This is a genomic window from Faecalibacterium prausnitzii (assembly GCF_003287495.1).
Taxonomy (GTDB): domain Bacteria; phylum Bacillota; class Clostridia; order Oscillospirales; family Ruminococcaceae; genus Faecalibacterium; species Faecalibacterium prausnitzii_I.
Genome location: NZ_PRLE01000004.1, coordinates 201,040 through 227,425, shown reverse-complemented (window position 1 = coordinate 227,425; position 26,386 = coordinate 201,040). Strand labels below are relative to the sequence as shown.

General features: G+C 59.5%; 24 protein-coding genes. 16 read left to right on the top strand and 8 right to left on the bottom strand.

The features are described from left to right. Window positions 1-10 precede the first annotated feature (10 nt). The 6 genes from C4N22_RS08890 (at window position 11) to C4N22_RS08865 (ending at window position 7,223) form a co-directional block, all read left to right on the top strand. On the top strand, window positions 11-2,071 hold the full coding sequence (locus tag C4N22_RS08890; RefSeq protein ID WP_112148696.1) for a YgiQ family radical SAM protein: 2,061 nt from the start codon (window positions 11-13) through the stop codon (window positions 2,069-2,071). Beyond that, window positions 2,044-3,192, top strand: coding sequence for a ComEC/Rec2 family competence protein (locus C4N22_RS08885; protein ID WP_112148695.1), 1,149 nt, complete (start codon window positions 2,044-2,046; stop codon window positions 3,190-3,192). Before C4N22_RS08890 ends, C4N22_RS08885 begins: the two co-directional genes overlap by 28 nt. A gap of 279 nt (window positions 3,193-3,471) precedes the next feature. Further along, window positions 3,472-4,968 carry a glycerol kinase GlpK gene (glpK, locus tag C4N22_RS08880; protein WP_112148694.1) on the top strand — a complete coding sequence of 499 codons (1,497 nt, stop codon included), beginning with the start codon at window positions 3,472-3,474 and terminating at the stop codon, window positions 4,966-4,968. A 72-nt stretch (window positions 4,969-5,040) separates the two neighbouring features. After that, entirely contained in the window at window positions 5,041-5,781 is a 741-nt protein-coding gene (locus C4N22_RS08875; protein ID WP_112148693.1) for a glycerophosphodiester phosphodiesterase family protein, read from the top strand. 33 nt (window positions 5,782-5,814) lie between these two features. Beyond that, window positions 5,815-6,510: a YesL family protein gene (locus C4N22_RS08870; RefSeq protein WP_112148692.1), complete on the top strand. Its 696-nt coding sequence runs from the start codon at window positions 5,815-5,817 to the stop codon at window positions 6,508-6,510. A 17-nt stretch (window positions 6,511-6,527) separates the two neighbouring features. After that, on the top strand, window positions 6,528-7,223 hold the full coding sequence (locus tag C4N22_RS08865; RefSeq protein ID WP_112148691.1) for a hypothetical protein: 696 nt from the start codon (window positions 6,528-6,530) through the stop codon (window positions 7,221-7,223). 124 nt (window positions 7,224-7,347) lie between these two features. Here the strand turns inward: C4N22_RS08865 and C4N22_RS08860 are convergent, their stop codons facing one another. The 4 genes from C4N22_RS08860 to C4N22_RS08845 all read right to left on the bottom strand — a co-directional run bounded on the left by C4N22_RS08860 (window position 7,348) and on the right by C4N22_RS08845 (window position 11,223). Further along, window positions 7,348-7,695, bottom strand: coding sequence for a DUF1667 domain-containing protein (locus tag C4N22_RS08860; protein ID WP_112115819.1), 348 nt, complete (start codon window positions 7,693-7,695; stop codon window positions 7,348-7,350). A 5-nt stretch (window positions 7,696-7,700) separates the two neighbouring features. Beyond that, window positions 7,701-8,954, bottom strand: a complete 1,254-nt coding sequence (locus C4N22_RS08855) for an NAD(P)/FAD-dependent oxidoreductase (RefSeq protein WP_022257549.1) — start codon at window positions 8,952-8,954, stop codon at window positions 7,701-7,703. Next, on the bottom strand, window positions 8,947-10,395 hold the full coding sequence (locus tag C4N22_RS08850) for an NAD(P)/FAD-dependent oxidoreductase (RefSeq protein WP_112148690.1): 1,449 nt from the start codon (window positions 10,393-10,395) through the stop codon (window positions 8,947-8,949). Before C4N22_RS08850 ends, C4N22_RS08855 begins: the two co-directional genes overlap by 8 nt. A gap of 261 nt (window positions 10,396-10,656) precedes the next feature. After that, window positions 10,657-11,223: a glycerol-3-phosphate responsive antiterminator gene (locus tag C4N22_RS08845; protein WP_112148689.1), complete on the bottom strand. Its 567-nt coding sequence runs from the start codon at window positions 11,221-11,223 to the stop codon at window positions 10,657-10,659. A 437-nt stretch (window positions 11,224-11,660) separates the two neighbouring features. Here C4N22_RS08845 and C4N22_RS08840 point away from each other — a divergent pair, with 437 nt between their 5' ends. The 9 genes from C4N22_RS08840 (at window position 11,661) to C4N22_RS08800 (ending at window position 22,381) form a co-directional block, all read left to right on the top strand. Further along, the gene (locus C4N22_RS08840; protein ID WP_242980994.1) at window positions 11,661-12,350 is read left to right on the top strand and encodes an MgtC/SapB family protein; all 690 of its coding nucleotides are present in this window, start codon (window positions 11,661-11,663) and stop codon (window positions 12,348-12,350) included. Window positions 12,351-12,386: 36 nt separating this feature from the next. Then, window positions 12,387-13,187 carry an HAD-IIA family hydrolase gene (locus C4N22_RS08835; protein WP_112148688.1) on the top strand — a complete coding sequence of 267 codons (801 nt, stop codon included), beginning with the start codon at window positions 12,387-12,389 and terminating at the stop codon, window positions 13,185-13,187. Between the two features lie 359 nt (window positions 13,188-13,546). Then, window positions 13,547-14,911: a substrate-binding domain-containing protein gene (locus C4N22_RS08830; protein WP_112148687.1), complete on the top strand. Its 1,365-nt coding sequence runs from the start codon at window positions 13,547-13,549 to the stop codon at window positions 14,909-14,911. Window positions 14,912-14,950: 39 nt separating this feature from the next. Then, entirely contained in the window at window positions 14,951-15,907 is a 957-nt protein-coding gene (locus C4N22_RS08825) for a carbohydrate ABC transporter permease (protein WP_112148686.1), read from the top strand. Window positions 15,908-15,930: 23 nt separating this feature from the next. Further along, window positions 15,931-16,830 carry a carbohydrate ABC transporter permease gene (locus C4N22_RS08820; protein ID WP_242980993.1) on the top strand — a complete coding sequence of 300 codons (900 nt, stop codon included), beginning with the start codon at window positions 15,931-15,933 and terminating at the stop codon, window positions 16,828-16,830. A gap of 85 nt (window positions 16,831-16,915) precedes the next feature. Next, window positions 16,916-17,935: a PHP domain-containing protein gene (locus C4N22_RS08815; RefSeq protein ID WP_022257540.1), complete on the top strand. Its 1,020-nt coding sequence runs from the start codon at window positions 16,916-16,918 to the stop codon at window positions 17,933-17,935. A gap of 66 nt (window positions 17,936-18,001) precedes the next feature. After that, a complete protein-coding gene (locus tag C4N22_RS08810) occupies window positions 18,002-19,144 on the top strand; it encodes a YncE family protein (protein ID WP_112148685.1) in 1,143 nt (380 codons plus the stop codon). Window positions 19,145-19,263: 119 nt separating this feature from the next. Next, window positions 19,264-19,953 (top strand): methionine synthase, encoded by a 690-nt coding sequence (locus C4N22_RS08805; RefSeq protein WP_112148684.1) that lies wholly within the window; start codon window positions 19,264-19,266, stop codon window positions 19,951-19,953. Beyond that, complete coding sequence (locus C4N22_RS08800) at window positions 19,940-22,381, top strand: homocysteine S-methyltransferase family protein (protein ID WP_112148683.1); 2,442 nt, start codon at window positions 19,940-19,942, stop codon at window positions 22,379-22,381. Before C4N22_RS08805 ends, C4N22_RS08800 begins: the two co-directional genes overlap by 14 nt. A 238-nt stretch (window positions 22,382-22,619) precedes the next feature. Here the strand turns inward: C4N22_RS08800 and rlmD are convergent, their stop codons facing one another. The 4 genes from rlmD to C4N22_RS08785 form a co-directional block, all read right to left on the bottom strand. Further along, the gene (gene rlmD / locus C4N22_RS08795) at window positions 22,620-23,774 is read right to left on the bottom strand and encodes a 23S rRNA (uracil(1939)-C(5))-methyltransferase RlmD (protein WP_112148682.1); all 1,155 of its coding nucleotides are present in this window, start codon (window positions 23,772-23,774) and stop codon (window positions 22,620-22,622) included. Window positions 23,775-23,928: 154 nt separating this feature from the next. Continuing rightward, complete coding sequence (locus tag C4N22_RS12910) at window positions 23,929-24,072, bottom strand: hypothetical protein (protein ID WP_181567195.1); 144 nt, start codon at window positions 24,070-24,072, stop codon at window positions 23,929-23,931. Window positions 24,073-24,295: 223 nt separating this feature from the next. Beyond that, window positions 24,296-24,565, bottom strand: coding sequence for a restriction endonuclease (locus C4N22_RS08790; protein WP_181567194.1), 270 nt, complete (start codon window positions 24,563-24,565; stop codon window positions 24,296-24,298). Beyond that, the gene (locus C4N22_RS08785) at window positions 24,549-24,971 is read right to left on the bottom strand and encodes a BlaI/MecI/CopY family transcriptional regulator (RefSeq protein WP_022257535.1); all 423 of its coding nucleotides are present in this window, start codon (window positions 24,969-24,971) and stop codon (window positions 24,549-24,551) included. Before C4N22_RS08785 ends, C4N22_RS08790 begins: the two co-directional genes overlap by 17 nt. A 331-nt stretch (window positions 24,972-25,302) precedes the next feature. Here C4N22_RS08785 and serC point away from each other — a divergent pair, with 331 nt between their 5' ends. Then, window positions 25,303-26,385 (top strand): 3-phosphoserine/phosphohydroxythreonine transaminase, encoded by a 1,083-nt coding sequence (serC, locus tag C4N22_RS08780; RefSeq protein ID WP_022257534.1) that lies wholly within the window; start codon window positions 25,303-25,305, stop codon window positions 26,383-26,385. The last annotated feature ends 1 nt before the right edge of the window (window position 26,386 follow it).

The following is a 26,386-nucleotide window of genomic DNA, read 5'->3' as shown; positions in this document are numbered from 1 at the left end:
AAGGAGTAACATGGAACAGCAGACCTACACCGAATTTCTCCCCATCAGCCGCGCGGACATGGAGGCGCGGGGGTGGGACCAGCTGGACTTTGTGGTGGTGGGCGGTGACGCCTATGTGGACCACCCCAGCTTTGGCACCGCCATCATCAGCCGCCTACTGGAGGCAGAGGGCTATAAGATCGGCGTGCTGGCACAGCCCCGCTATACCGACTGCGAGGAGTTCAAGCGGTTCGGCAAGCCGAAGTACGGCTTCTTCATCGGCGGCGGCAATGTGGACAGTATGGTGAGCCACTACTCGGTGGCAAAGATCCCCCGCGCGGAGGATGAGTATTCCCCCGGCGGAAAGGGCGGTGCCCGCCCGGACCGCAGCGCCACTGTTTACACCAAGCTGGCCAAAGAGGCTTACCCGGACCTGCCCGTGATCCTGGGCGGCCTGGAAGCCTCCCTGCGCCGTTTTGCGCATTACGATTACTGGCTGGACACTGTGCTGCCCAGCATCGCTGAAGATTCCGGTGCCGACATCATCAGCTACGGCATGGGCGAGCACCAGACCGTGGAGATCGCCCGGCGGCTGGCGGCAGGGGAGCCTGTAGAGAGCATCACCGATGTGGACGGCACCTGCTACCTGACCGATTTTGACCACCTGCCCGAGCGGTATGTGGAGTGCGCGGGCTTCAAAAAAGTGGCCAGCGACAAGACGGCCTACGCCAAGGCCTGCCGCATCCAGATGGACAATCAGGATGTGGTCAGCGGCCAGATCATCGTCCAGAAGCAGAGCGAGAAATATCTGGTGCAGAACATCCCGGCCAAGCCCCTTGTCCGCTGGGAGCTGGATAAAGTCTACGCCCTGCCCTACACCCGCCGTTACCATCCCATTTATGAAGACATGGGCGGTGTGCCTGCCATCCGGGAGGTGCAGTTCTCCATCATCCAGAACCGCGGCTGTTTTGGCGGCTGCAACTTTTGCGCCATCCAGCTCCATCAGGGCCGCCGTGTCACCAGCCGCAGCGCGGACAGCATCGTGGCCGAGGCGGAGCGGATGACCCATGAGCCGGATTTCAAGGGCTATATCCACGATATCGGCGGGCCTACCGCCAACTTCCGCTTCCCCTCCTGTCGGGAGCAGATGCTCCGGGGCATGTGCAACGGCGGCAAGCACTGTTTGGCCCCGCAGACCTGCTCCCACATGATCGTGGACCACAGCGACTACCTCAAGATCCTCCGCCGTGTCCGGGAGCTGCCCGGCGTCAAGAAAGTGTTCATCCGCAGCGGCATCCGGTTTGACTACCTGATGGCCGACCCGGACGATACGTTCTTCAAAGAGCTGGTGGAGTATCATGTTTCCGGCCAGCTGAAAGTGGCCCCGGAGCACTGCGCTCCCAACACTCTGGCCTACATGGGCAAACCTCCCATTGAGACGTTCAACAAGTTCAAGGATAAATTCTACGAGCTGAGCAAAAAAGCGGGCAAAAAACAGTATCTGGTGCCCTACCTCATGTCCAGCCACCCGGGCAGCACCCTGAAAGATGCCGTCTATCTGGCCGAGTATCTTTACAAGAACCACATGCGCCCAGAGCAGGTGCAGGATTTTTACCCCACCCCCGGCACCGTGAGCACCTGCATGTTCTACACCGGGCTGGACCCCTACACCCTCAAGCCTGTTTTTGTGGAAAAGACTGCCGAGGGCAAGGCCTTGCAGCGTGCTCTGCTCCAGTACTATGAGCCCCGCAACGCCGAGAAAGTGGTCAAGGCCCTGCGGATGACCCACCGGGAAGACCTGATCCCCCTGCTGGTGCCCGCCGAGGGCCGCCGCGCCGTCCAGCGCTCGGCACGCCAGGCGGAGGCGGCGGATGTGACCATCCATCAGGACGGCACCTACAGCGTCCGGCCCCACAGCGGAAAGATCCAGCCGGGCAATCGCCGCGGAGGCCATGCGGCACCGGTCAGCCGCGCGGCAGGCGGCCGCCAGCCCAGCCCGGGAGCCCGCTTTGCCCCCAACGGCACCCATAAACCGAAAAACAATCAACAGAAAGAGAATGCAACGTGGAAAACTTCCAAAAAGAAAAAGTGACCCCCGCCCAAAAGCCGGGGCTGTTCCGCCGTCTGGCCGCGCTGGCCGTTGCGGCGGCGCTGGCTCTGGGTCTGGCCGCCTGTGATGTCTCGGGCGTTGTCCCGGGCGGCAGCGCCGACGTCATCCCCAACCCGGCGGCGTCGGCCTCCACCGTGGACTCCGTCAATGCCCCGTTTGAGATGCACTTCATCGACGTGGGGCAGGCCCTCAGCGTGCTGATCGAGTGCGACGGGCAGTTCATGCTCTACGACGGCGGCAATGTGGACGACGGCAGCCTCGTGGTCTCCTACTTACAAAATCAGGGCGTGGAGGGGCTGGAATACGTCTTCTGCTCCCACGCCCACGAGGACCATGTGGGCGGTCTGGCCGCGGCACTGGCTTACTTCCCGGCCAACCACGTCTATGCCCCGGTGACGGAGGCCAGCACCAAGTGTTTTCAGGATTTCGTCAAGTACACCCAGCAGCAGGGCTTACAGGTAGAGGTGCCCGCTGTGGGCACTACCTGGCAGCTGGGCGGGGCAACCATCACTCAGCTGGGCCCGGTGGCGCAGTACAGTGACACCAACGATACCTCCCTTGTCCTCCGCATTGATTACGGTGCCACCAGCTTTCTGCTCACGGGTGATATGGAAGCCGACGCCGAACGGGACCTCGTCAACAGCGGGGCCAACCTCAAGGTGGATGTGCTGCAGGTGGGCCACCACGGTTCTTCCACCTCCACCAGCTATGTTTTCCTGAACGCGGTCCTGCCGGAAATGGGAATCATCTCCTGCGGGGTGAACAACAAGTATGGCCACCCCCATGAGGAGACTTTGAGCATCCTGCGGGATGCAGGCGTGGATGTCTACCGCACCGACCTGCTGGGGACCATCACCATCGGCTCGGACGGGCAGAACTACACCGTCGGCACCGAGCACTACGCCACGGACGCCGAGCTGAACCCCACTGCTCCTGCAGCGTCCAGTACGGCGCAGCAGGCCTACATCGGCAATGTGAACAGCAAAAAGTTCCACCTGCCCACCTGCCCCAACCTCCCGGCGGAGAAAAATCAGATCCTGTTCTCCAGCTACGACGAGGCCGTGGCCGCGGGCTATACCCCCTGCAGCACCTGCATCCAATAAAGAACCGCGCCCCTGTGCAGAGCACCGGAAGATTCCGGCTCGGCGCGGGGGCGTTTTGCGTTCCGGTTTCGGGCAGAGTGTTCAAGAGGCAGCGTGCTCCTTTGTGCACAGCAACCAAAAATGTGGGAGGCGCTTGTAATTCCTCTGCCGTGGGAGTACAATAAACCCAAGCGAATAGATGTTTGTTCAGAGTAGGAGAGTGGCAGACAGAGCAACGGAAGCTTTGGTTTGTCACGCTCTTTTTTTGTCCGTGATCGTACCAGAAAAAGGAGAGTTGATATGAGCCAGACCAAGTACATTCTCTCGCTGGATCAGGGCACGACCAGCAGCCGTGCCATCCTCTTTGACAACGAGCAGAACATCCTCTGTGTGCAGCAGCGGGAATTTGAGCAGATCTACCCCCATCAGGGCTGGGTGGAGCATAACCCCATGGAGATCTGGTCCAGCCAGTACGGCGTGATGAACGAGGTGATCGCCCAGAGCGGCGTGGACCCCCGCGACATTGCGGGCATCGGCATCACCAACCAGCGCGAGACCACCATCCTGTGGGAGCGTGCCACCGGCCGCCCGGTGTACAACGCCATCGTCTGGCAGTGCCGCCGCACGGCCCCCATCGTGGACGAGCTGCTCAAGACCCCCGGGATGGACGAATACATCCGGGAGAACACCGGCCTGGTGCCGGACGCCTACTTCTCCGCCACCAAGATCAAGTGGATTTTGGATCACGTTCCCGGGGCACGGGAAAAGGCTGAAGCAGGGGAGCTGCTGTTCGGTACCGTGGACACCTGGCTGGTCTGGAAGCTGACGGGCGGCAAGGTCCATGTGACCGACCGCACCAACGCCAGCCGCACCATGCTCTACAACATCCGCACGCTGGACTGGGACGAAAAGCTGCTTCAGGCACTGGACATCCCCCGCAGCATCCTGCCCGAGGTGCGGGATTCCAGCGAGATCTACGGCTACACCAACATCCAGGGTGTGGATGTTCCGGTGGCCGGCATAGCCGGTGACCAGCAGGCCGCCTTGTTTGGTCAGGGCTGCTTTGCCCCCGGCGACGCCAAGAACACCTACGGCACCGGCTGCTTCCTGCTGATGAACACCGGTAAGGAGATCTACCAGAGCAAGAACGGCCTTGTCACCACCGTTGCCATCAGCCTGAACGGCGAGGTGGAGTACGCGCTGGAGGGCTCTGTCTTCGTGGGCGGTGCCGTCATCCAGTGGATCCGGGACGGGATGCACATGATCCAGGACAGCTGCGACTCCGAGTATTACGCCCAGAAAGTGCCGGACAACGGCGGCGTGTACATTGTGCCGGCGTTCACGGGCCTGGGCGCGCCCTACTGGGATATGTACGCCCGGGGTGCCATTCTGGGCATCACCCGCGGCACCACCCAGAACCACATCATCCGGGCGGCGGAGGAATCCATCGCCTACCAGAGCGCGGACCTGATGGGTGCCATGGAAAAGGACACCGGCATCAAGATCAAGACCCTCAAGGTGGACGGCGGCGCCAGCCGGGACCAGTTCCTGATGCAGTTCCAGGCCGATATTCTGGATAAAGTCGTACAGCGCCCGGCCATCCGGGAGACCACGGCTCTGGGCGCGGCTTACCTGGCCGGCCTTGCCACTGGTGTGTGGAAGAGCCGGGAGGAGATCACCCACCTGTGGAGCTGCAACCAGCTCTTTGAGCCCAAAATGGATGCCGCCCAGCGCGAAGAGCTGCTGGAGGGCTGGCACAAGGCCGTGGGCCGCAGCCAGGACTGGGCCAAACACTGATGTACCCCGGCCAAAGGGCCGGAGCCTGAAATAGAAAGACATTTTGAACGGACACGAAAGGAAGAGTTCACGATGGATACGATCAAAATTGAGAACAAGGCAGTCAAAATGGTGGCGCACCGCGGCCTGAGCGGCATTGAGAAAGAGAACACCTGCTCCGCTTTTGTGGCGGCCTGCAACCGCGCCACCTATTTTGCCGTGGAAACGGATGTCCACCGCACGGTCGATGGCCAGTTCGTCATCTTCCACGACGACAACACCGCCCGCGTCGGCCTCGACCATCTGGTCATTGAGGAGTCTACCTTTGAGACCCTGCGGAAACTGCAGCTGGTGGACATCGACGGCAAGCGCGGCCGCATCGACTTGACGATTCCTACCCTGATGGAGTATATTGAGATCTGCAAGAAGTATGGCAAGCATTGTGTGCTGGAACTCAAGAACGAGTTCAAGGCCAGCGACGTGTATAAGATCGTCTCCATGATCGAGAAAGCAGGGTATCTCGACCACGTCATCTTCATCTCGTTTGCCCTCAAGAACCTGATCTCCCTGCGCCGCCGCTATCCCACCCAGCCGGCCCAGTACCTCATCAAAGAGTGGGACGACAAATTGCTGGATACCCTGGAAAAGTACAACCTGGGCATTGATATCTACTACAAGTCCGCCACCCCGGACAACGTGCGGAAAGTGCACGCCCTGGGTCAGGAGTACAATGTCTGGACCGTCAACGAAGCCGTGGACGGCGACGCCCTGGTGGCCATGGGGGTGGATTACATCACCACCAACATCCTGGAGGGCACCAACAAGGCTGAATAAGCCAAATCTACTGAAATTTGGAAGGAACGCTGCATGAGCCGTTTGTTTGACCCGGAAAATAAATTCTGGAATTTTATCGGAAAGATCGCGGATGTCACCTGTATGAGCTTTTTGTGGGTGGGCACCAGCCTGCCACTTGTCACCATGGGGGCCGCGACCACGGCGTTCTATTCCTATACCATGCATCAGGTACGGGACACCGAGGGAGGCATCCTCTCAGGGTATTTTAAGGCGTTCCGGCACAATTTCAAAAAAGCCACCCTGCTCTGGCTGCTGGAGGTGGCGGGCCTCGCGTTTTTCGCGGCCGACCTCGTGGGCGTGTGGAACCTGTTCCTCTTTCTGGGCGGGCTCCCGGCCATTCTGGTAGGAGCACTGGTGCTCTGCCTGGCGTTTCTTTTCTTGGGCTGCACGTTTTACATCTGGCCGCTGCTGGCCGTGTTTGAGTTCCCGCTCAAGAAGCTGCTGACCAACAGCTTCGTCATGGCCGTGGGCAACCTGCCCGTTACCCTGACGCTGGCGCTGGTTTGGGCGCTGGCGGGCGTGGGGTGCTTCTACCTCAGCGGTGTTTTCTTCGTCTGGGTGGGGCTGGCCATCTTTGCCTCCTCCTACTTTGTGGACATGGTGTTCAAAAAGTACACCGGAGAGCTGGCCGAGGAAGAAGCCGCCTGGAAGCAGAAGAAGGAGGAGCGCCGCCAGCGGCGGAAGCTCCAGAAAAATAAAATGCTGTGAGCGGAGGCCGGGTACTTATGAGCATCAAGCAACATTTTGCCCGCTGGAAAGAGACGGAGGCCGCCAAGCTCCGCCCCATGACCGCAAAGCAGCGGGCCGGGTACATCCTGCACTATTACCGCTTCTGGTTCATCGGGCTGGCACTGCTCCTCCTTGTGGGGTTCTACATCGGGGACGCCGTCATCCAGAGCCACAAAGAAATTTTATTGCAGGGCTTTTTCACCAACGACGAGTACAACCTCTTCCCGGCGGAACGCATCGAGAAAGACTACGCCGCCACCCAGACCCTCACCCGCCAGCAGCGCGTCGTGTTTGACGACGCCCTCTATATTGATCTGGGGGGCGAGGCCAGCGAGTACACCGCCGCCAGCAACGGCAAGCTGACCGCCTACATGATGATGCACGAGCTGGATTTTGTGGTGACCAGCGACGAGGTGCTGGAGTATTACAAAGACACGTTCCCCATGGAAGACCTCGAAGCGCTTCTCCCGGCGGACCTGCGGGAAGCCCTCGCGGATCAGCTTTTTTTCAACACGGACGCGGACGGTAAAACGACTGCCATTGCGCTGGATATGACCCAGAGCCGCTTTGTGGCGGGCACCGGGGCCGATGCAGACCCCAATGTCCAGCACACCTATTATTTCTTTGTCCCGGCGGGGGCACCCCACCCGGAGCAGATCGTGCAGTTCCTGCGGTACAGTTTCGGGCTATAAGCTTCTGGTGATTTGCAATTTCCGATTTCTCATCGTTCTCTGTCTACAGCAACAGAAAAGGACCAGCTCTTGCGAGCCGGTCCTTTTCTGTTGTATCAGGGGGTCGAAGGTGACAGGAAGCTTGTTAATCCATGTTGCGGCAGGTCACGATATCAGCACCGGTGCCGCAGACGTTCTCCACGACCACCTGGCCTACATGGATGGGGGTGTGGAGGACAATGCTGTCCAGCGCGGCCACCACCTCGGCCATCTGGCCCTTGGGCACAGGCTTGGAGGTCTTTACCGGGCAGCGGGGATGCAGGCCGCCCTCGGCCCGGACCGTGCTGGTGATGATGCGGGTGGGGTGGGTCAGCTCCTCTTTGCCGTAGGCAATGCCGTTGGGGCAGCCATTGCCGGTCACTTTATAATCGTTTGCTTCATCCACCTGCAGGTGGCAGCCCTTGGGGCAGCAGGTGCAAATTACTTCTTTCATATCGCTCATGCCTCCTCGATCTCAATGGTCAGCTCGTCCACCGGAGCCTTGTCCAGCAGGACTCTGGGCAGGGCGATGTGTTCCATCTCGCCGGGGGCCAGGCGTTCCCGCTTGAACTTGGCGATGACCTGATCGCCGCTCTTGACGAGGATGGTGCTCTTGCCGCAGATGCGGCGGACACGGAACGAGACATTGGTGCTCTTCTCCACACCCTCCACGCGGATGCGCTGGGGCAGGGTGTAGCCCAGGTCTTTGCCGGGCTTGACGGCCAGCACGCGGCCCTCCTGCACGGGGCCGTTCTGCACATACTTGGCAGCGGCCACACCGGCCAGCTCGCTCTCGCCGGAGACGAAGTCCACCAGGTCATGCACCTGGACAACGTTGCCGCAGGCAAACACGCCGGGGATGCTGGTCTCCATGTTCTCGTAGACCACAGCACCCTTGGTACGGGGGTCCATCTCGATGCCGGCCTGCTTGGTCAGCTCGTTCTCGGGAATCAGGCCGACGCTGAGCAGGATGGTATCCACATCAAACTCCATCTCGGTGCCGGGAATGGGCTTGCGGTCGGGGCCGATCTCGGCCACGATGGCTTTCTCCACCCGCTCCTTGCCCTGGATATCCACGATGGTGTGGGACAGGTACAGCGGGATGTTGAAATCGTTCAGGCACTGGACGATGTTGCGGGTCAGGCCGCCGGAATAGGGCATGACCTCCACGCAGGCCAGGACTTTCGCACCCTCCAGCGTCATGCGGCGGGCCATGATCAGGCCGATGTCGCCGCTGCCCAGGATCAGGACACGCTTGCCCACCATGTAGCCTTCCATGTTGACATAGCGCTGGGCGGCGCCTGCGGTGTACACACCGGCGGGGCGGGTGCCCGGCGTGCCGATGGCACCGCGGGTGCGCTCACGGCAGCCCATGCCCAGAACGATGCTCTTGGCCTCAATGATCTGGTAGCCCTCGGTCTTGGAGACGCAGTGCACTTTCTTATCCGGGGTCACTTCCAGCACCATGGTGTCCAGCTGGACCTTGACGCCGGTGTTCTTCAGCATATCAATAAAGCGTCCGGCATACTCGGGGCCGGTGAGCTGCTCGCCAAAGCGGTGCAGACCAAAACCGTTGTGGATGCACTGGTTCAGGATACCACCCAGCTCCTTGTCGCGCTCAAGAATCAGAATATCACGCAGGCCGCTTTCCCATGCCTTGCAGGCAGCAGCAAGGCCCGCGGGGCCGCCGCCGATAATGACCAGATCAACCATTGCTCTTTCCTCCTACTTTCGTTTCGCTAACAAGCACATTGGAGCCGTTCTTGTCCTGCAGGATGTCCAGCGGGTCCATGCCCAGTTCCTTGCTGATGAGCTCCAGCACACGGGGGCCGCAGAAACCGCCCTGGCAGCGGCCCATGCCGGCACCGGCCCGGCGCTTGACGCCATCGATGGTGGTGGCGGGCACTTCGCTGTGAAGGGCTGCCAGGATCTCGCCCTCGGTGATGGTCTCGCAGCGGCAGATGACCCGGCCGTAAGCGGGCTGCTCCTTCACGAGCTTGGCCTTTTCCTCAGCGGACAGCTCCTTGAAGCGGATGTGGCGGCGGCCATCTTTGTAATCGGCTTTTTCGGCACCCAGAGCGCCGTGCCCTTTCAGGATGCCCACAGCTTCCTCGGCCACGGCGGGGGCGGCGGACAGGCCGGGGGACTTCATGCCGGCCAGGTCGATCCAGCCGGGTGCCTCGGGCTCTTCGCCAATGATGAAGTCGTCCACGTCCAGGTTGGCGCGGACGCCTGCAAAGTTGCGGATGGACTCGCCAAAGTTGATGCTGGGCACGCTGCGCTGGGCCGTGGCCTTGACGAACTCCAGCCCCTTGCTGGTGCAGGAGGTGTCATCGCCATGGACGGGCACTGCATCCGGGCCCACGATCAGGTTGCCGTGGACGGTGGGGGAGACCAGCACGCCCTTGCCCAGCTCGTTGGGGCACTGGAAGATGACGTGGTTCACACGGGTGCCCTCGCTCTTGTCCAGCAGGTAGTACTCGCCACGGGTGGGAGTGATGTGGAAGCTGGCGGGCTCCACCATGCAGTGGACTTTCTCGGTCCAGATACCGGCGGCATTGATGACGTAGCGGGCTTCCACAGTGCCCTGGGTGGTGGTCAGGCGGTAACCGCCGTCGGCCATGGCCTCAGCGTCTTCCACGCGGCAGCTGCGGCGCAGCTCCACGCCGTTGCGCACAGCCACTTCGGTCATGGCCAGGGCGTACTCCCAGGGGCTGACGATGGCGGCGCTGGGGGCCCACAGGGCACCGCAGACATTCTCGGAGAGGTTGGGCTCCATGGCCAGCGTTTCTTCCTTGGTCAAAATTTTCATATCGGGCACGCCGTTGGCCGTGCCGTTCTCGTACAGGTGCTGCAGGTGGGGCAGCTCGCTCTCGGACAGAGCCAGCACGAGGGAGCCGCACTGCTTGTAGGGAACATCCAGCTTTGCGCAGATCTCCTTGGCCAGCTCCACACCGCGCACGTTCAGCCGTGCCATCTTGGTGCCGGGAGCGGGGTCGTAGCCTGCGTGCAGAATGGCGCTGTTGGCCTTGGTGGTGCAGTCGGCCACGTCGTTTTCTGCCTCCAGAATGACGACTTTGTTCTCGTAGCGCGACAATGCGTAGGCTGCAGCGGCGCCGATCACACCACAGCCGATGATAGCAACATCATACATTACTCTTTTCCTCCTGTCAGTTCCGCCTTGGCCCGTCGGGAGCCGGGGCGCTGTGCTGTTTGTACAAAAAAAGAGCGAACCAAAACAAAGGCATAGCCCCTGCTCGTTTCGCTCATAACTCTTTGAAACAAACAACTTATGTTGGCTCTATCATACCCTCCTGCGGCCCAAATTGCAAGGCGTTTTAGAGGATTTGTACTCGATTTGTAGGAAGCCACAAAAAGCCGCTTTTCTTTTTGCGCATATTGCAGAACATGCGTCTCACATGTTCCAGACCGCCTGATTGGTGGTGGAAATGGCGGTGGCACCGGCATCCAGCGCGGCCATCACATCCTCTTTGTCGGCGATCAAGCCGCCCGTGAGCACCGGCACTTTGGCGTCCGCGCACACCCGGCGCAGAATTTTGGGCATGGTGCCGGGCAGGATGTCCAGACAGTCCGGGAGGTTGGCGGGCATCTTGCCCAGGCTCTCCAGCGAGATGGAGTCCAGCAGGAACACCCGGAGGATGGCAGCCAACCCGAGTTCTTTGGCCCGGCGGATGAACGACTGGCGGGTGGAGATGATGCCGTCGGCCTCGGTCTGGCTGCGGATAAAGTCCACGGCCACCTCTTTGCTGGCAAGGCCCGCAATGAGGTCTACATGGACGATGGCGAATTTGCCCGCCGCGTGAATCCGCTGCACGATGGAGGCAATGCTGCAGATGTCTCCGTACAAGATAAACACGACCCGGATATTTTCGTTTTGCAGCGCGTTCTGCAGCCCGTCATCATCCTTGACCGCGGCGATGACGGGCGTTTCCTGAATGGCGTCCATCAGTTCCTGTTTCATGAAATTGAGATTCCTCACTTTCCTGTTTCTAAAATTCTCTCTTCTCCAGAAACATTATGACGGCTTTGCCAAAGAAAAGCAATCTTTTTTGAAAAATTCAACAAGGACACTGGTAAAGGTGCTTGGTTTTTGGAGAACGAATTCGACAAAACATACAAAGATTTTACGTTCGAAGAACTTTGTATTGACAAATATGAACATCGTGTGCTACTCTCTGTGCATGGACTTCGGCCTGCGGCAGAACGCGCGCCGGACAGAAAAGAAGATGTGGCACAGCCGCCTGAAAGAGCAATGAGCAGAAGCAGCGGCTTGAGAACGGGAAAGCTTTATCCTCTCAAGCTGTAGGTCTGCTCTTTTTTTGTGTACCGGGGGCGGGAGCGGGGCAGCAGGTCTGCTGATCGCTATGAACCCCGCAGACGGTTGAGGAGGGCTCTGCCATGATGACCACCGTGCAGGAAATGTCTTCGTTTGAGTTTCAGATGGTTTGTGCCGTGCGGCTGATCCTGGCCTCCTGCTGTGGCCTGTGCATCGGCATTGAGCGCACCAACCGCCTGAAAGACGCGGGCATCCGCACCCACCTCATCGTCTGCATGGGCGCGGCCCTGATGATGCTGGTCTCCAAATATGGCTTTTTTGATGTCTCGCCCCTCACCGAGTTTTTCAAGGCGGATGTCTCCCGCGTGGCGTCCAGCGTGGTCTCGGGCGTCGGTTTCCTCGGTGCGGGCATCATCTTTGAGCGCAACCGCAGTGTTACCGGCCTGACCACTGCCGCCGGCATCTGGACCACCGCCGGCATCGGCATGGCCATGGGCGCGGGGATGTATCTCATTGCCGTGGCCGGTACCATGATCATCATCACGGCCCAGAGCCTGCTCCACAACGAGCACATCATCGGCGGCGGGTTGATGTTCCTGGTCCTGCGCATCGATGGACGGAACGGCACCGTGAGCCAGACCGTCCAGCAGATCCAGGCACTGGGCGGCGAACTGGTGGACCTGACGGTAACGCAGAAGAAAAACGACATCATCCGTGTGGAAATGCGGATCAAGCCCGGTAAGAATGTGGACCAGCTGACCATCATCGGCGAGCTGGAGAAACTGCCGTGGGTGCTGGAAGTCAACGAGTGACCCGCACCGGGCATCACCGAAAGGGTGGTATAAAGTATGACCGACAAAATGGAACTTCTCAAGCGCACCAAGCTGTTTGTGCTGGATATGGACGGTACCTTTTATCTGGGCAACCAGATCTTGTCCGGAGCGGCTGATTTTTTGAAAGCTGTGGAAAAAGCAGGCAAGCAGTACCTGTTTTTTACCAATAATTCTTCCCGCTCGCCCCGGGACTACATGGAAAAGCTGGAAAAGATGGGCTGCCCCATCACCCGGGACCAGATCATGACCAGTGGCGATGTGACCATCCGCTATTTGCAGACCCATTACCCGGATAAGACCGTCTATCTGGTGGGCACGCCCCCGCTGGTGGAGAGCTTTCAGGAGGCGGGCATCCCTCTGGTCAATGAGAAACCGGACATTGTGGTCATCGGGTTTGATACCACCCTGACTTACGAGAAACTCTCCAACGCCTGCACGTTCATCCGGGAGGGGGCGCTGTTTTTAGCCACCCATCTGGATATCAACTGCCCCACCGAGACGGGCTTTATCCCGGACTGCGGCAGCTTTTGTGCCGCCATCAGCCTTTCCACCGGCAAGCAGCCCAAGTACCTGGGGAAGCCCTTTGCCGAAACCGTGGAGATGGTGCTGGACAAGACCGGCTTTGCCGCCCCGGAAGTGGCCTTTGTGGGCGACCGCCTGTATACAGATGTGGCTACCGGCGTGAAAAACGGAGCCGTCGGCCTGCTGGTGCTGACAGGGGAGACACATCTGGAAGATGTGCCGACTTCCGAGGTGCAGCCGGATGCCATCTTTGCCTCACTGGGCGAGATGGGCCAGCAGCTCTGTCAATTGTAAAATCTGCCTATAATTTGCGTTAGATTTAGGCAAAGTAGACGAAATTGGTCAAGATAGGAAATAGAAACTGTAAAAAATACGTTTTTCCCGTTGAAAAATCCAAGATGATATGATATCATCAAAACCAGAGAATTGCATCACGAACCCTGTATCTAGCTTGCAGAGATGAGAGCGCCAAGCGGACAACCAGAAAGAGACTTGAAGAGCCATTCGAGCCGTTTTGGATTGTTCGCTTTTCTTTTATCCCTGAAAACGGAAGAGCGGGGAATGGGATGCCAATTTACCATGGACCCTGCGCTCTATGGAACGGGCGCTTTTAAAAAAGAACAACCAAAACACGAAGGAAAGAAGGAAGAACTATGAAAAAGATCTCTCGTCGCAGCTTTCTGACCGCTACTGGTATCCTGACGGCTTCGGCAGCATTGACCGCGTGCTCTGGCGGCGGCTCCACCGGCAAGGCCGGCGCGGCGGCTTCTTCCGCACCCGCATCCAGCGCGGCTGCTTCCGAGGCTGCGGACCCCAGCAAGTATGAGGTCACCGAACCCATCACCATTACCTGGTGGCACGCGCTGGAGTCTCAGTACGACGATCTGGTGGCCGACGTGGTCAAGAAGTTCAACGAGACCCAGAGCCTCATCACCGTCGAGGCCCAGTACATCGGCGCTTACAAGGACATCAACGAGGCTCTGGTGGCTGCCCACGCGGCCGGAACCGGCCTGCCCGCGATCGCCGTCGCCAACACCGACTACGTTGCTTCCTACGGCGACAGCGGCCTGTTTGAGAACCTGGACCCCTACATCGAGGGCACCAGTTATGACACCGATGATTTCTCCGCTGGTCTGCTGCTGAGCTCCCAGTTCGAGGGCAAGCAGGTGGCTCTGCCGTTCCTGCACTCCACCCAGGTCATCTACTACAACAAGACCATGGCCGACGCCAACGGCTGGACCATCCCCGAAAAGATCGAGGACTTTACCCCGTTCCTGGCCGAGGTCCACAAGACCGCCGGTGTGTACGGCACCGTGGTTCCGGGCTGGGACCAGTGGTATTTCGAGACCATGTACCTCAATGAGGGCGTGCAGATCATCACCGATGACAACACCTGCGACCTGGGCAGCGACACCGCTCTGGGCGTGACCAGCATGATCAAGGACTGGTGCGACGCGGGCGATGCCTATTTTGCAACCGGCACCGATGCTTCCGCTGCCATGCGTCAGAACTTCTACGATCAGAAGACGTTCTCCGTGATGCACACCTCTTCCCTGTATAACAACTACGTCAGCAAGTGCCCGGACTTCGAGGTCGGTATGGCATGGTATCCCGCCGCTTCTACCGGCGATAAGAATTCTGAGGTCGGCGGCTGCGTGCTGGGCATCCCCTCCAAGAACGACCAGGCCACCAAGAACGCTGCATGGCAGTTCCTGCAGTTCCTCTGCGGCAAGGAAGTCAACATGGAGTGGGCCGAGGGCACCGGCTACCTGCCCACCCGTAACTCCGTGCTGGAGACCGATGAGGGCAAGCAGTTCCTGGAGAAGAAGCCTGCATTCCAGTGCATCTTTGATAACCTGAACCTCATCAACCCGCGTATCCAGAACAGCGCCTGGAGCGAGCTGGCCACTACCTGGAAGAACTACATGGAAGTCATCATGAACCAGGACGGCGACGTGAACTCCAACTCCGAGGATATGGTCACGGAGATCGACGAGATCCTGGCAGACCACGCTTGATAAATAAGTATTCGACACCTCCTGAAAGGACGTGAGATCATGAAACAAGCCGCTGCGGGCGCAGCTTCTGCCACACAGGCCGTGAAAGCCGACAAGAAGCCGTTCTTTTCCCAGCGCACCCTTTCCCATTTTATTGATTTCCTCTTCGTTCTGCCTGCTCTGATCCTGTTGGGCGTGTTTACTTACTACCCCATCGTGAAGCTGGTGCAGATCAGTTTTACCGATTGGAACCTGCTGAATGACACCTGGAAATATGTCGGCCTGAAAAACTGGCAGTGGCTGTTCGCAGGCAGCGGTGCCAAATACCTGTGGAACTCCCTCAAGGTCACGTTCCTCTACTCGATGGGCGAGATCCTCGTCACCATGGTGGGCGGTATGCTGCTGGCACTGCTGTTCAACCGGATGACCCGCTCGTTCGGCCTGATGCGTGCCTTTGTGTTCGTGCCCAAGTATGTGGCCATGTCCTCCGCGGCAGTGGTCTTCCTGTGGATCCTGAACACCGATTCCGGCGTTCTCAACTACCTGCTGCAGTGCATCGGGCTGCCGGCGGTGGATTGGCTCAACCAGCAGTCCACGGCGCTGCCCTCGGTGTTGATGCTGACCGGCTGGCGTGTCATCGGCTACGGCATGATGATCTACCTCTCGGCCATGATGGGCATTTCGCAGGAGTATTACGAGGCGGCTTCTCTGGATGGCGCAAACGGCGTCCAGAAGTTCTTCCGCATCACGCTGCCCCTGCTGTCTCCCACCACGCTGTTCCTGCTGGTCACCACATTCCTGTCTTCCATGAAAGTTTTCCAGTCGGTGGATATCCTGACGTCCGGCGGCCCCGCCCGTTCGACGGAAGTGTTCGTCTACCTCATCTACCGCTACGCCATGGTGGACTTCCGGATGGATCGCGCGGCCACCGCAGCCGTCATGTTCTTCCTCATCCTGCTGGTTATCACCGTGCTGACCATGAAAGTGTCCGACCGCTCGGTCACTTACGACTCGTAATGCTTTGAAAGGAGAATGCAGACATGGCTACGCAGAATACAGCTATGGACAACGCGGCTCTGATCAAAGAGGTCAACGAGGCGCACAAGCACAAAAAATATTCCGTGGGCTACCATGCACAGACCGTTGTGGCTGTCATCGTTACCCTGATCATGCTCTTCCCGCTGTACTGGATGATCGCAACGTCGTTCAAGTCCGCCGAGGAAGTGCAGCTGGTCATCCCCACGCTCTTCCCGCATGAGTTCCACCCCGAAAACTATCTCAACGTGCTCCAGAAAGCCAACTTCATGAAATACTACTGGAACACCATCGTCATGACGGCGGGCATCCTGCTGCTGCAGGTGGGCACCGGCGTCCTGGCGGCGTATGGTTTCGCGGTGGGCCGCTTCAAGGGCCGCAACGCCCTGTTCTATGTGGTGCTGGGCGCGTTGATGATCCCCCTGCAGGTCACGTTCATCCCCATCTACATCATGTGTGCCAACTGGAACCTGTGCGATACGTTCCTGGGCCTGATTTTGCCGGAAGCAGTTTCCGCTTACTACATCTTCATGCTGCGGAACACGTTCATGTCCATTGACCAGAGCTACATCGATGCAGGCCGCATTGATGGCCTGAGCCGTCTGGGTACCATCTGGTATGTGCTGGTCCCCATGAGCAAGGCCACCATCTTCACCGTGACGCTGGTCACCTTTACCAACGGCTGGAACGCTTACTTCTGGCCCAAGATCATTGCCAAGAACGAAGTCCGCCGCGTGCTGACCGTCGGCTTGGCACAGCTCAAAAACACCTTTGCCGGCCAGGCAGTTTCCAACTATCACGAGATCATGGCGGGCGCCGTGCTGGCCATCATCCCCGTGGTCATCCTGTTCCTCATTTTCCAGAAATATATGATGACGGGCTACTCCAAGGCCGCAATGAAGTAAATTCCTCCACACAACCGGAAAAGGGCAGCCCACGGCGGCTGCCCTTTTGCCGTTCTGGCACAAAGCAATCAAGGAGGCACATGCCATGTTCTCGTACATTGCCCCGGGCGCGAAGCAGTACCGCGCCAACCTGCACTCCCACACCAACCTTTCGGACGGCACCCTGACGCCGGAACAGATGGTACAAGCCTATCAGGAAAAAGGCTACTCCATCCTGGCCATCACGGACCACGAGGCTCCCTATGACCACACGGCCCTTTCCACGGACGATTTCCTCATGCTGACGGGTTATGAGGCCTATATCCGCCCCTCGCCCACCTGCGAGTTTGACCTGTTCAAGCCGGAAATTCACCTCAACCTGCTGGCAAAGGATCCGCACAACACCGCCATCATCGGCTGGGACCCCAATTTCTGCAAGTATATGCCGCTGGAAGTGGCCGAGCATCAGCGGGAGCACAAGGGCGACCTTGGCCCCCGGAAATACAGCCGGGAATATATCCAGCGGTTTATTGATACGGCCCGGGCCAGCGGATATCTCGTCACCTACAACCACCCCTGCTGGTCCATGGAGGCCGAGGAAGACACCCTGAGCTATGACGGCTGCTTCAGCCTGGAGGTGTTCAACACCGGCTCGGAGAAGATCAGCGGCTACGAGTGCAACATGGCCCTGTACGATAAGTTCCTCCGCAAGGGCAAATTCCTCTATGTCCATGGCGCGGACGACAACCACAACAAGGCACCGTTCGGGGACCTGATGTGCGATTCGTTCGGCTCCTGGACCCAGATCCTGGCCGAGGAGCTGACCTACCCGGCGGTCATTCGGGCGCTGGAAGAGGGCCGCTTTTATGCCACCACCGGCCCCGAGATCACCGAGCTGACGTTTGACGGCAGCCATGTGCGGATCGGCTGCAGCCCGGCCCAGCGGATCGTCGTCCACGGCAGCCCCAAGCTGGGCAAGAGCTTTTACAACCCGGACGGCAGCCCCATCACCCACGCGGAGCTGGACCTGCCGCCCATCGGCGAGTACGTCTATTTCTCGGTCTACACGGCCGATGGAAAAGCCGCCCATACCCGGGCGTTCCGGCGGGCAGAGCTTGCGGAATAGCCCGGAAAAGATCATACAAAACAGAATAAACACGAACAAAACAACAAAACGGAAAGGATGAAAGCAATGTCCTGTTTCAAAAAAGGGTTATCCCTCTCTGCTGCCCTGCTGGCAGGGGCCCTGCTCCTGACGGCCTGCGGCGGTGCTCCGGCATCCTCGGCTTCTTCCGTGCCTGCATCGTCTGTGGCTTCCTCGGAGGCGGCAGAGCAGCCGGAAGAGCCTGCCATGAAGTACACCCAGACCCCCACCGTGCCCACGGAGACCTACAAAGAGGAAGCGGATTTTGCGGATTTCCTGAGCAAGGCGGAGCCGGGGCTGGTCATTCCGGGCCTTGCGGAAAACCTCATCCCCCAGGGCATGGACCAGTGCGATGAAACAGGCATCCTGTACATCTCCGGCTATTACACCACCGACGGAAAATCCTCGGCCATTCTGGCCGTGGACACCGCCACCGGGGAGCTGACGGCGGAGTATCTCCTGCTCAATGCAGGTGGCACCCCCTTTGACGGCCATGTGGGCGGCGTGGCTGTCAGTGAAGACACCCTCTACGTCTCGGGCCAGAAGCAAAACGGTCTGTACACCATCTGCGCGATTCCCCTCAAAGACCTGCCCGCCGAGGGCAGCCACGAGGTGAAGCTGGAGCAGACCATCCCGGTGCCGGTCTCGCCCTCGTTCCTGAGTTGTTCCCACGGCTATTTGTGGGTGGGAAACTTCTACCACCCGGGCGCGGATTACCCCCTCTCGGACGGCATGAAGTACACCACGGCCAGCGCCGACGGCGAGGACTACGGCTGCTACATCATGGGCTATGACCTCAGCAAGGGGAGCCTTTCCGTGGCGGACGGCGACGATTATGCTCAGCCGGATGTGGTACTGGTCGGTCCCAACAAAATTCAGGGTGTCGTGGTCGGGGAGGACGATACCGTCACCCTGAGCCAGTCCTATGGCCGGAAGAACAACGCCAGCCTGCTCCACTACTCGCTGGCACTGGGAGAGACGCTGGACACCATGCTGACCGTGCAGGGCAGGGATGTGCCGGGTTACATTCTGGACAGCAAGCGCCTCAAAGAGAGCGTGACCGCCATGCCCATGACCGAGGCACTGGCCGACGCCAAGGACGGCGGCATCTATGTGCTGTTTGAGTCCGGTGCCATCCACTACGCCAACGGCACGTTCCGCACCGACCATGTGTGGAAGATCAAATTCTGATACCGGATGCAAAACACCTCTGCGCCCCGTGTGCAGGGGTGTTTTTCTGTCTGCGGGATTGATAAAATCCCACCGGTGCGGTATACTGAAACAGATTCTACGGAAAGGGGGCGGCGGAAATGTCCATCGGGCCAAGCAGGCCGCTGGTGCTGGAAAAACCGGCCAAGATCGATATCCCGCAGGCGGCGCGCTACTTTGGAGCCCGGGGGGAGCCGGACACTGCCACTCGGACACTGCTGGAAAAATGCGCGGTGCCCATTCTGGCAGCCGCCACGCCCCGGGCCGTCTGGCTGGAAGCCGATGTGGACAGCCTGCTGGAAGCAGGGATCCTGCAGGGCGGGGATGTGATGAAGCATCTGGAGGGCTGCCCGCAGGCACTGCTGCTGGCAGTTACTCTGGGCCCCGGCGTGGATGCACAGATCCGCCGGGCCGGGGTGGGGGATATTGCCGCCTCCGTGGCGTCGGACGCACTGGGTTCCGCCCTGGCGGAGCAGGCGGCGGATGCCGCCGAAGCCGAGCTGCGGCAGTGGGCCGCGCGGGAGGAAAAGTACCTCACGGGCCGCTTCTCGCCGGGCTACGGCGATTGGCCCATCACGGTGCAGCCGAAAGTAGCGGCAGTGCTGGACACCGCCCGGCGGGCGGGCATCTGTGTGCTGAACACCAACCTGATGACCCCCCGCAAGAGCGTGACGGCCATTCTGGGCCTCAGTGACCACCCGGTCAAGGGACATTTAGCGGGCTGCGGGCATTGTGTGCTCCGTACCCGGTGCGAATATCGAAAGAGAGGGAAGACCTGTGCAAGCGAGTGAACTGTTCAACCAGCCCAATACCATCCTGTTGGATGGCGGTATGGGCACCATGCTGCAGGCAGCCGGGATGAAGCTGGGGACCCGGCCGGAAGATTTGAACCTTGAAAACCCGGAGCTCATCCGGAGCATCCATGCAAAATACGCGGCCGCTGGCAGCCGCGTCGTCAACGCCAATACCTTTGGCGCTTCGCCCCACAAGCTGGCCGACAGCAAGTACACGCTGGAAGAGGTCATCACGGCGGGCATTGCCAACTGCAAGCAGGCCGTGGCTCCGTATGGCGCGCTGGTCACGCTGGATGTGGGCCCGCTGGGCGAGCTGCTGGAACCCAGCGGGACGCTGGCCTTTGAGGACGCCGTGGCGGAGTATGGCCGTATCGTCCGGGCCGGTGTGGCCGCCGGGGCGGACATCCTCTATTTTGAGACATTCACGGACCTGTATGAAATGAAAGCGGCTCTGCTGGCCGCCAAGGAGAACAGCACCCTGCCCATCATGGCCAGCATGAGCTTTGAGGCCAATGGCCGCACCTTTACGGGCTGCACGGTGGAGAGCTTTGCGGCCACGGCCCGGGGCCTGGGGGCCAACGCCGTGGGCATCAACTGCTCGCTGGGACCCAAAGAGATCTTCCCCATGGCCAAGCGGCTGGCGGAGGCCGTGCCCGGAGATTTCCCGGTCTTCGTCAAGCCCAACGCGGGCCTGCCCCGGGCCGACGGCAGCGGCTACGACATCACCCCGCAGCTTTACGCAATGCAGATGAAGCCCTACCGGGAGCTGCACCTGTTTGCGGCGGGCGGCTGCTGCGGCACCACGCCGGAGTTCATCCAGATGCTCAACGGCGTGTTTGCCGATTGCAAGCCGGGCCGCCCGGAGCACCCGATGCTCTCGGTCATCTGCAGCCCGGTGGACTGCGTGAATGTGGACGGCATCACCGTGGTGGGCGAGCGGATCAACCCCACGGGCAAAAAGCGGTTCCAGCAGGCCCTGCGGGACGGCGACATGAACTATATTCTCGAGCAGGCGGTCAGCCAGGCCGAGGCCGGAGCACAGATCCTGGACGTCAACGTGGGTGCCCCCGGCGTGGATGAGCCCGCTCGGATGGAGCAGGTGGTCAAGGCTCTGCAGAGCGTGGTCAGCCTGCCCTTGCAGCTGGATTCTTCCCACGCCGAAGCGCTGGAGCGGGGCCTGCGGGTCTACAACGGCAAACCCATCGTCAACTCGGTCAACGGCGAGCCGGAGGTGCTGGAAAAAGTTCTGCCCCTGTGCAAAAAGTACGGTGCCGCCGTGGTAGGCCTCGCCATTGATGAGCGGGGCATCCAGCCCAAGGCGGAAGACCGTGTGGCCATTGCCCGCCGCATCAAAAAAGCGGCGCTGGAAGCGGGCATCCCGCAGGAGGATATTTACATCGACTGCCTGACCCTGACCGCCAGCGCTCAGCAGGAGGACGTGCTTGCCACGGTGCAGGCTCTCCACACCTGTAAGACGGAGCTGGGGGTACGGACGATTCTGGGCGTGTCCAACATCAGCTTCGGCCTGCCCTGCCGCCCGTACCTGAACACCACGTTCCTCACCATGGCCATGTATGCAGGCCTCGATCTTGCCATCATGAACCCCTCCAGCGAGGAGATGATGGCGGCGGTCTATGCCTACAACGTCCTCACCAACCGGGACAAGCAGAGCGGCAGATACATTGCCCGCTATGCCGATCAAGTGCCCGCCTCGGCGGCGCTGGCCAAGGCCATGCAGGACAAAGCTGCCAGCGGTGTCCCTGCCGCCGCGGAGGCAGCGGGCCCGGCGGTGTCCGGCCCCTATGCCCCCCTGATGAAAGCGGTGGAGCAGGGCCTGAAAGGGGAAGCTGCTGCCTGCACCAAGGCCCTGCTGGCCGAGAAAGAGCCGCTGGAGCTGGTGGATGAGGCCCTCATCCCGGCACTGGACATCGTGGGGGTCAAGTACGAGAAAGGGAAGCTCTTCCTGCCGCAGCTGCTGCAGGCCGCCAGCGCGGCCCAGAGCGCTTTTGACGAGATCAAGACCGCCATTGCCCAGCGGGGCGGTTCCGGGGCCAGCAAAGGCCGCATCGTGCTGGCCACCGTCAAGGGCGATGTCCACGACATCGGCAAGAACATTGTCAAGGTCATCCTTGAAAACTATGGCTTTGAGGTCATCGACCTGGGCCGCGATGTTCCCGTGGAGACCGTAGTGGAGACTGTCCGGGAAAAGGACGTCCACCTTGTGGGCCTCTCCGCCCTGATGACCACAACCCTTAAGAGCATGGAGGAGACCATTGCGGCCCTCCACGCCGCCAAGCTGGATTGCAAGGTGATGGTGGGCGGTGCCGTGCTGACCCCCGAGTACGCCGAGAAGATCGGCGCGGACTGGTACGCCAAGGACGCCAAGCAGAGCGCGGATATCGCAAAAGAGTTCTTTGGGGCGTGATTTCAATTTAAAATAAAAAACAACAGCCGCTCCGGGCAAAGCATAAACCGGAGCGGCTGTTGTTTTAGAAGGTAAATGAATTAGGAGAACAGGGAACGACAACTTGAAAGAGAATCAAATCGTCGGTCAAGCAAAGAAAGAGATGATCAGTGCCACGAGGAAGCCCACGCTGCCAGAAGCTTGTTTTTTAAGTGTGAAAACTCATTCATACTGCTTCCTCGCTTTCACGGTGTTTGATTCACAGTCTGGACAAGGCCCCGACCACTTCGCAATGGGCGGTCTGGGGGAATAGATCCACTGGGACAAAACCTTCGGCGCGGTAGCCTTTTTGGGTCAGGAGAGCGAGGTCGCGGGCCATGGTCTCGGGGTTGCAGCTGACATAGACCACCCGCTTCGGGGCCATCCTGGCCACGCTCTCAAGGAACCGGGGGGTCGAGCCCTCTCGGGGCGGGTCCATGAAGATGACGTCTGCCCGCTGGCCCGCTTCGGCGGCTTCCTGGATCCACGCGGTGGCATCCGCGGCGAAGAAGCGTGCGTTTTTCACGCCATTGTGTTTGGCGTTGCCAATGGCGTCCCGCACGGCGTCCCGGTTGAGCTCGACGCCTACCACCTGCTTGGCCTTGCCGGAGGCCGTGAGGCCGATGGTACCAATGCCGCAGTAGGCGTCCAGCACGGTCTCTTTTCCGGTCAGGCGGGCGGCATCCACGGCCAGTCCGTAGAGCACCGCCGTCTGCACCGGGTTGACCTGGTAGAAGCTGCGGGGGCTCAGGGCATAGGTCTTGCCGCAGAGAGTGTCCAGAATGAAGCCCTTGCCGTACAGCACTTTTTCGGCCTCGCCCAGCACAACGCTGGTCTGGCGGGGGTTGTAATTCTGCACCACGGTGGTCACAGGGACGCCGCGCGTTTCGGCTTCTTCCAAGAGATAACGGACGAAGTTCTTGGCACCGGGCAGAACGGGCTGGGCCGTGACCAGTACCACCATCACCTGCCCGGTGGCAACGGCCCGACGGAGCAGACAGTGACGGAGCAGGCCGGTGCCGCGGTCCTCGTTGTAGGGCTGGTAGCGGCAGCGATTGGCCGCCGCCCGGACAGCCAGCAGCACCTTGTCCAGCACTTCGTCTTCCAGCAGGCAGCTCTCCACGGGCAGCACTTTGTGGGTGCGGGCCGCATAGATGCCGGAGGTGAGCTTCCCGCCCGCTGCCGGGGCAAAGGTGGAAATGACCTTGTTGCGGTAGCGGTAGGGGACATCCATCCCCCGGATGGGGTGCACGGGACCGTATTTGCCCAGCAGGGCGCGGACGGCGCTTTCTTTTTGTTTGAGCTGCGCGGCGTAGTCCAGCCCCAGAAGCGGGCAGCCGCCGCAGTTTTTGGCGCGCAGTTTGCAATCTGACATAGATCCTCCCAGCCCACCATGCGGGCTTGACAAAACAACAAAAAATCACTATACTACAAATAGAAAAGGCGCTGCCTGCAAAATGGTCAGCTCCTTACCAGAACATTATTGCTAAAAGCAACGACCGCTCGTGTTGGGGAACGTGAGGCGGTCGTTACTTTTTATCCCAAGAATCATGCCTGGCTTTGTGTTTGTCCCGAAAAACGTCCCGCGCGATCATCCAGGTGATCTGGATGACGCCGAGCGTAACGGTGGCTAACAGCGTGAGAGCACTAAAAACAAGATTCAAATAATCCATAATGGACTCCTCCTTTGGGTATCGTGTGTAAAAACATTCGTACCACCCGGAGGATGACAAAAAGAAACTCCTCCGGGTCAATGCCCGGGGTGGAGTCTGACCACCTGCATTTGCAGACAGCGCCTACCGCGAAATACGGCACTTTTAGGATATCATAAATGCAAACGAAAAGCAACGAAAAAAGCTCCGATTTGTCGGAGCTTTTTTCGTTTTTAATGCACTGCTACAAAAAGAATCGTGAATAAATATCAGTAGGAACGTACGGCTTTAAATCGGAAACAGTTAGTTGCCATTCAGAGGGGGCAATGGTTACATCATTTTTATGAAGAAAGCCGTAGGTGCTCAAAAGTTTTAATAATTCAGAGCCATTGATAAGAGACACCCCACTTGAAGCGGCATACTCTATAGCACCAGAAGAATAATTACTGGTTGTAACAAAAAGCATGTGGTCAGCATCCGCTAAATTGACTATTGCTTTACCCGTAGGGGTCATACAAATCATATTCTTCCGCTTCAGCGTGCTTTTCGGCCAGGACGGCCATGGCCTGTTCCAGCTCGCTCTGGCCGCAGCCGCTCTCGCTGACGAGGGCCCGGACGGCCTCGGCGAGGTCGCCGCCGAAGACGGTGTCCAGCCGTTCCCGCATGGCGGCCACGCCGTAGGCCCGGCGGGTAACGGTGGGAGTGTAGGTGTTGCGGTTCTGGTCCTTGCCGCTCTTCACCCAGCCCTTTTTTTCCAGCCGATACAAGAAGTTGAGCACTGTGGCCGGGGCCCAGCCCTTGGCAGCCAGCTTTTCGCCGATGTCGCGCCGGGTGGCAGGCGGGCGGCAGGCCCAGACGGCCAGCAGCACCTGCTCCTCGGCGGGGGAAAGGGGCTGGCAGTGCTCCGGGATACCGTACATGGGACCGCCTCCTTTCAAAAAAATACTTTTACAATTGTCTCTGATACTGCTATTTTACCAGAATCCACACCAAAGCGCAAGAGCGGAAAATCGAGTGGTCATGCGGCGATTCTGTACTTATTTTACAGATGTCTTAGAATTTGTTCTTATACGACGAACGTTTGTGCGCTTTGCGATTTCAATGCGGACAGGAACGCTGCATCTTTGTGCAAAGATGCTCTTGTTTTGCTCCCCTCAAAACCGGTATACTACGGACAAATCCAGAACACGAACGCCGCCAAGGTTCGGGCGGCGTTTCCAGGAATCACTGAGGGAAAAGGAGAGGTGCATTATGGCACGAGTATATAATTTCAGCGCGGGGCCCAGCATGCTGCCCGAGAAAGTTCTGAAGCAGGCACAGGCCGAGCTGCTCGAGTACGGCGACAGCGGCCAGAGCGTGATGGAGATGAGCCACCGCAGCAAGTGGTTTGATGCCATCATCACTGAGACGGAAGCCACCCTGCGCCGGGTCATGAACATCCCGGATCATTACAAGATCGGCTTTTTCCAGGGCGGTGCTACCCAGCAGTTTGCCATGGTGCCCCTGAACTTTATGACCACGGGCAAGGCCGATTACATCGTGACCGGCAACTTCTCCAACCTGGCCGCCAAAGAAGCCGCCAAGTTCGGCGAGGCCAACATCGTGGCCTCCAGCAAGGACAAAAACTTTACCTACATCCCGGATGTGAACGCCATCCCTTATAATAAGGATGCAAGCTACATCCACATCTGCCAGAACAACACCATCTTCGGCACCCAGTATGTGGAGGTGCCGCAGGTGGAGGGCGTGCCGCTGGTGGCGGATATGAGCTCCATGATCCTCTCCAAGCCTGTGGATGTGACCAAGTACGGATGCATCTATTTTGGTGTCCAGAAGAATGTCGCACCCGCCGGTATGGCCATTGCCATCATCCGGGACGATCTGCTGGGCAAAGCAGCGGACAATGTGCCCACCATGATGAACTACACCACCCTGATCAACAAGGACAGTATGTACAACACGCCTCCCTGCTGGTGCATCTACATGACCGGGCTGGTGCTCAAGTACCTGGAAAACGACATCGGCGGCCTGGCCAACATGCAGAAGATCAACGAGGCCAAGGCAAAAGTCCTCTACGATTATCTGGACGGCCAGGACTTCTACAACAACCCCGTCGAGCACCGTTACCGCAGCACGATGAACGTCACGTTCACCAGCCCCAACCCCGACATGGACAAGAAATTCTGTGCGGAGGCCGCGGAGGCAGGCTTTGTCAACCTGAAAGGCCACCGTCTGGTAGGCGGGATGCGCGCCTCCATCTACAACGCCATGCCCAGCGAGGGCATCGACAAGCTGGTCGATTTTATGGAGAAATTCCGCAAGGCGAATGCCTGAT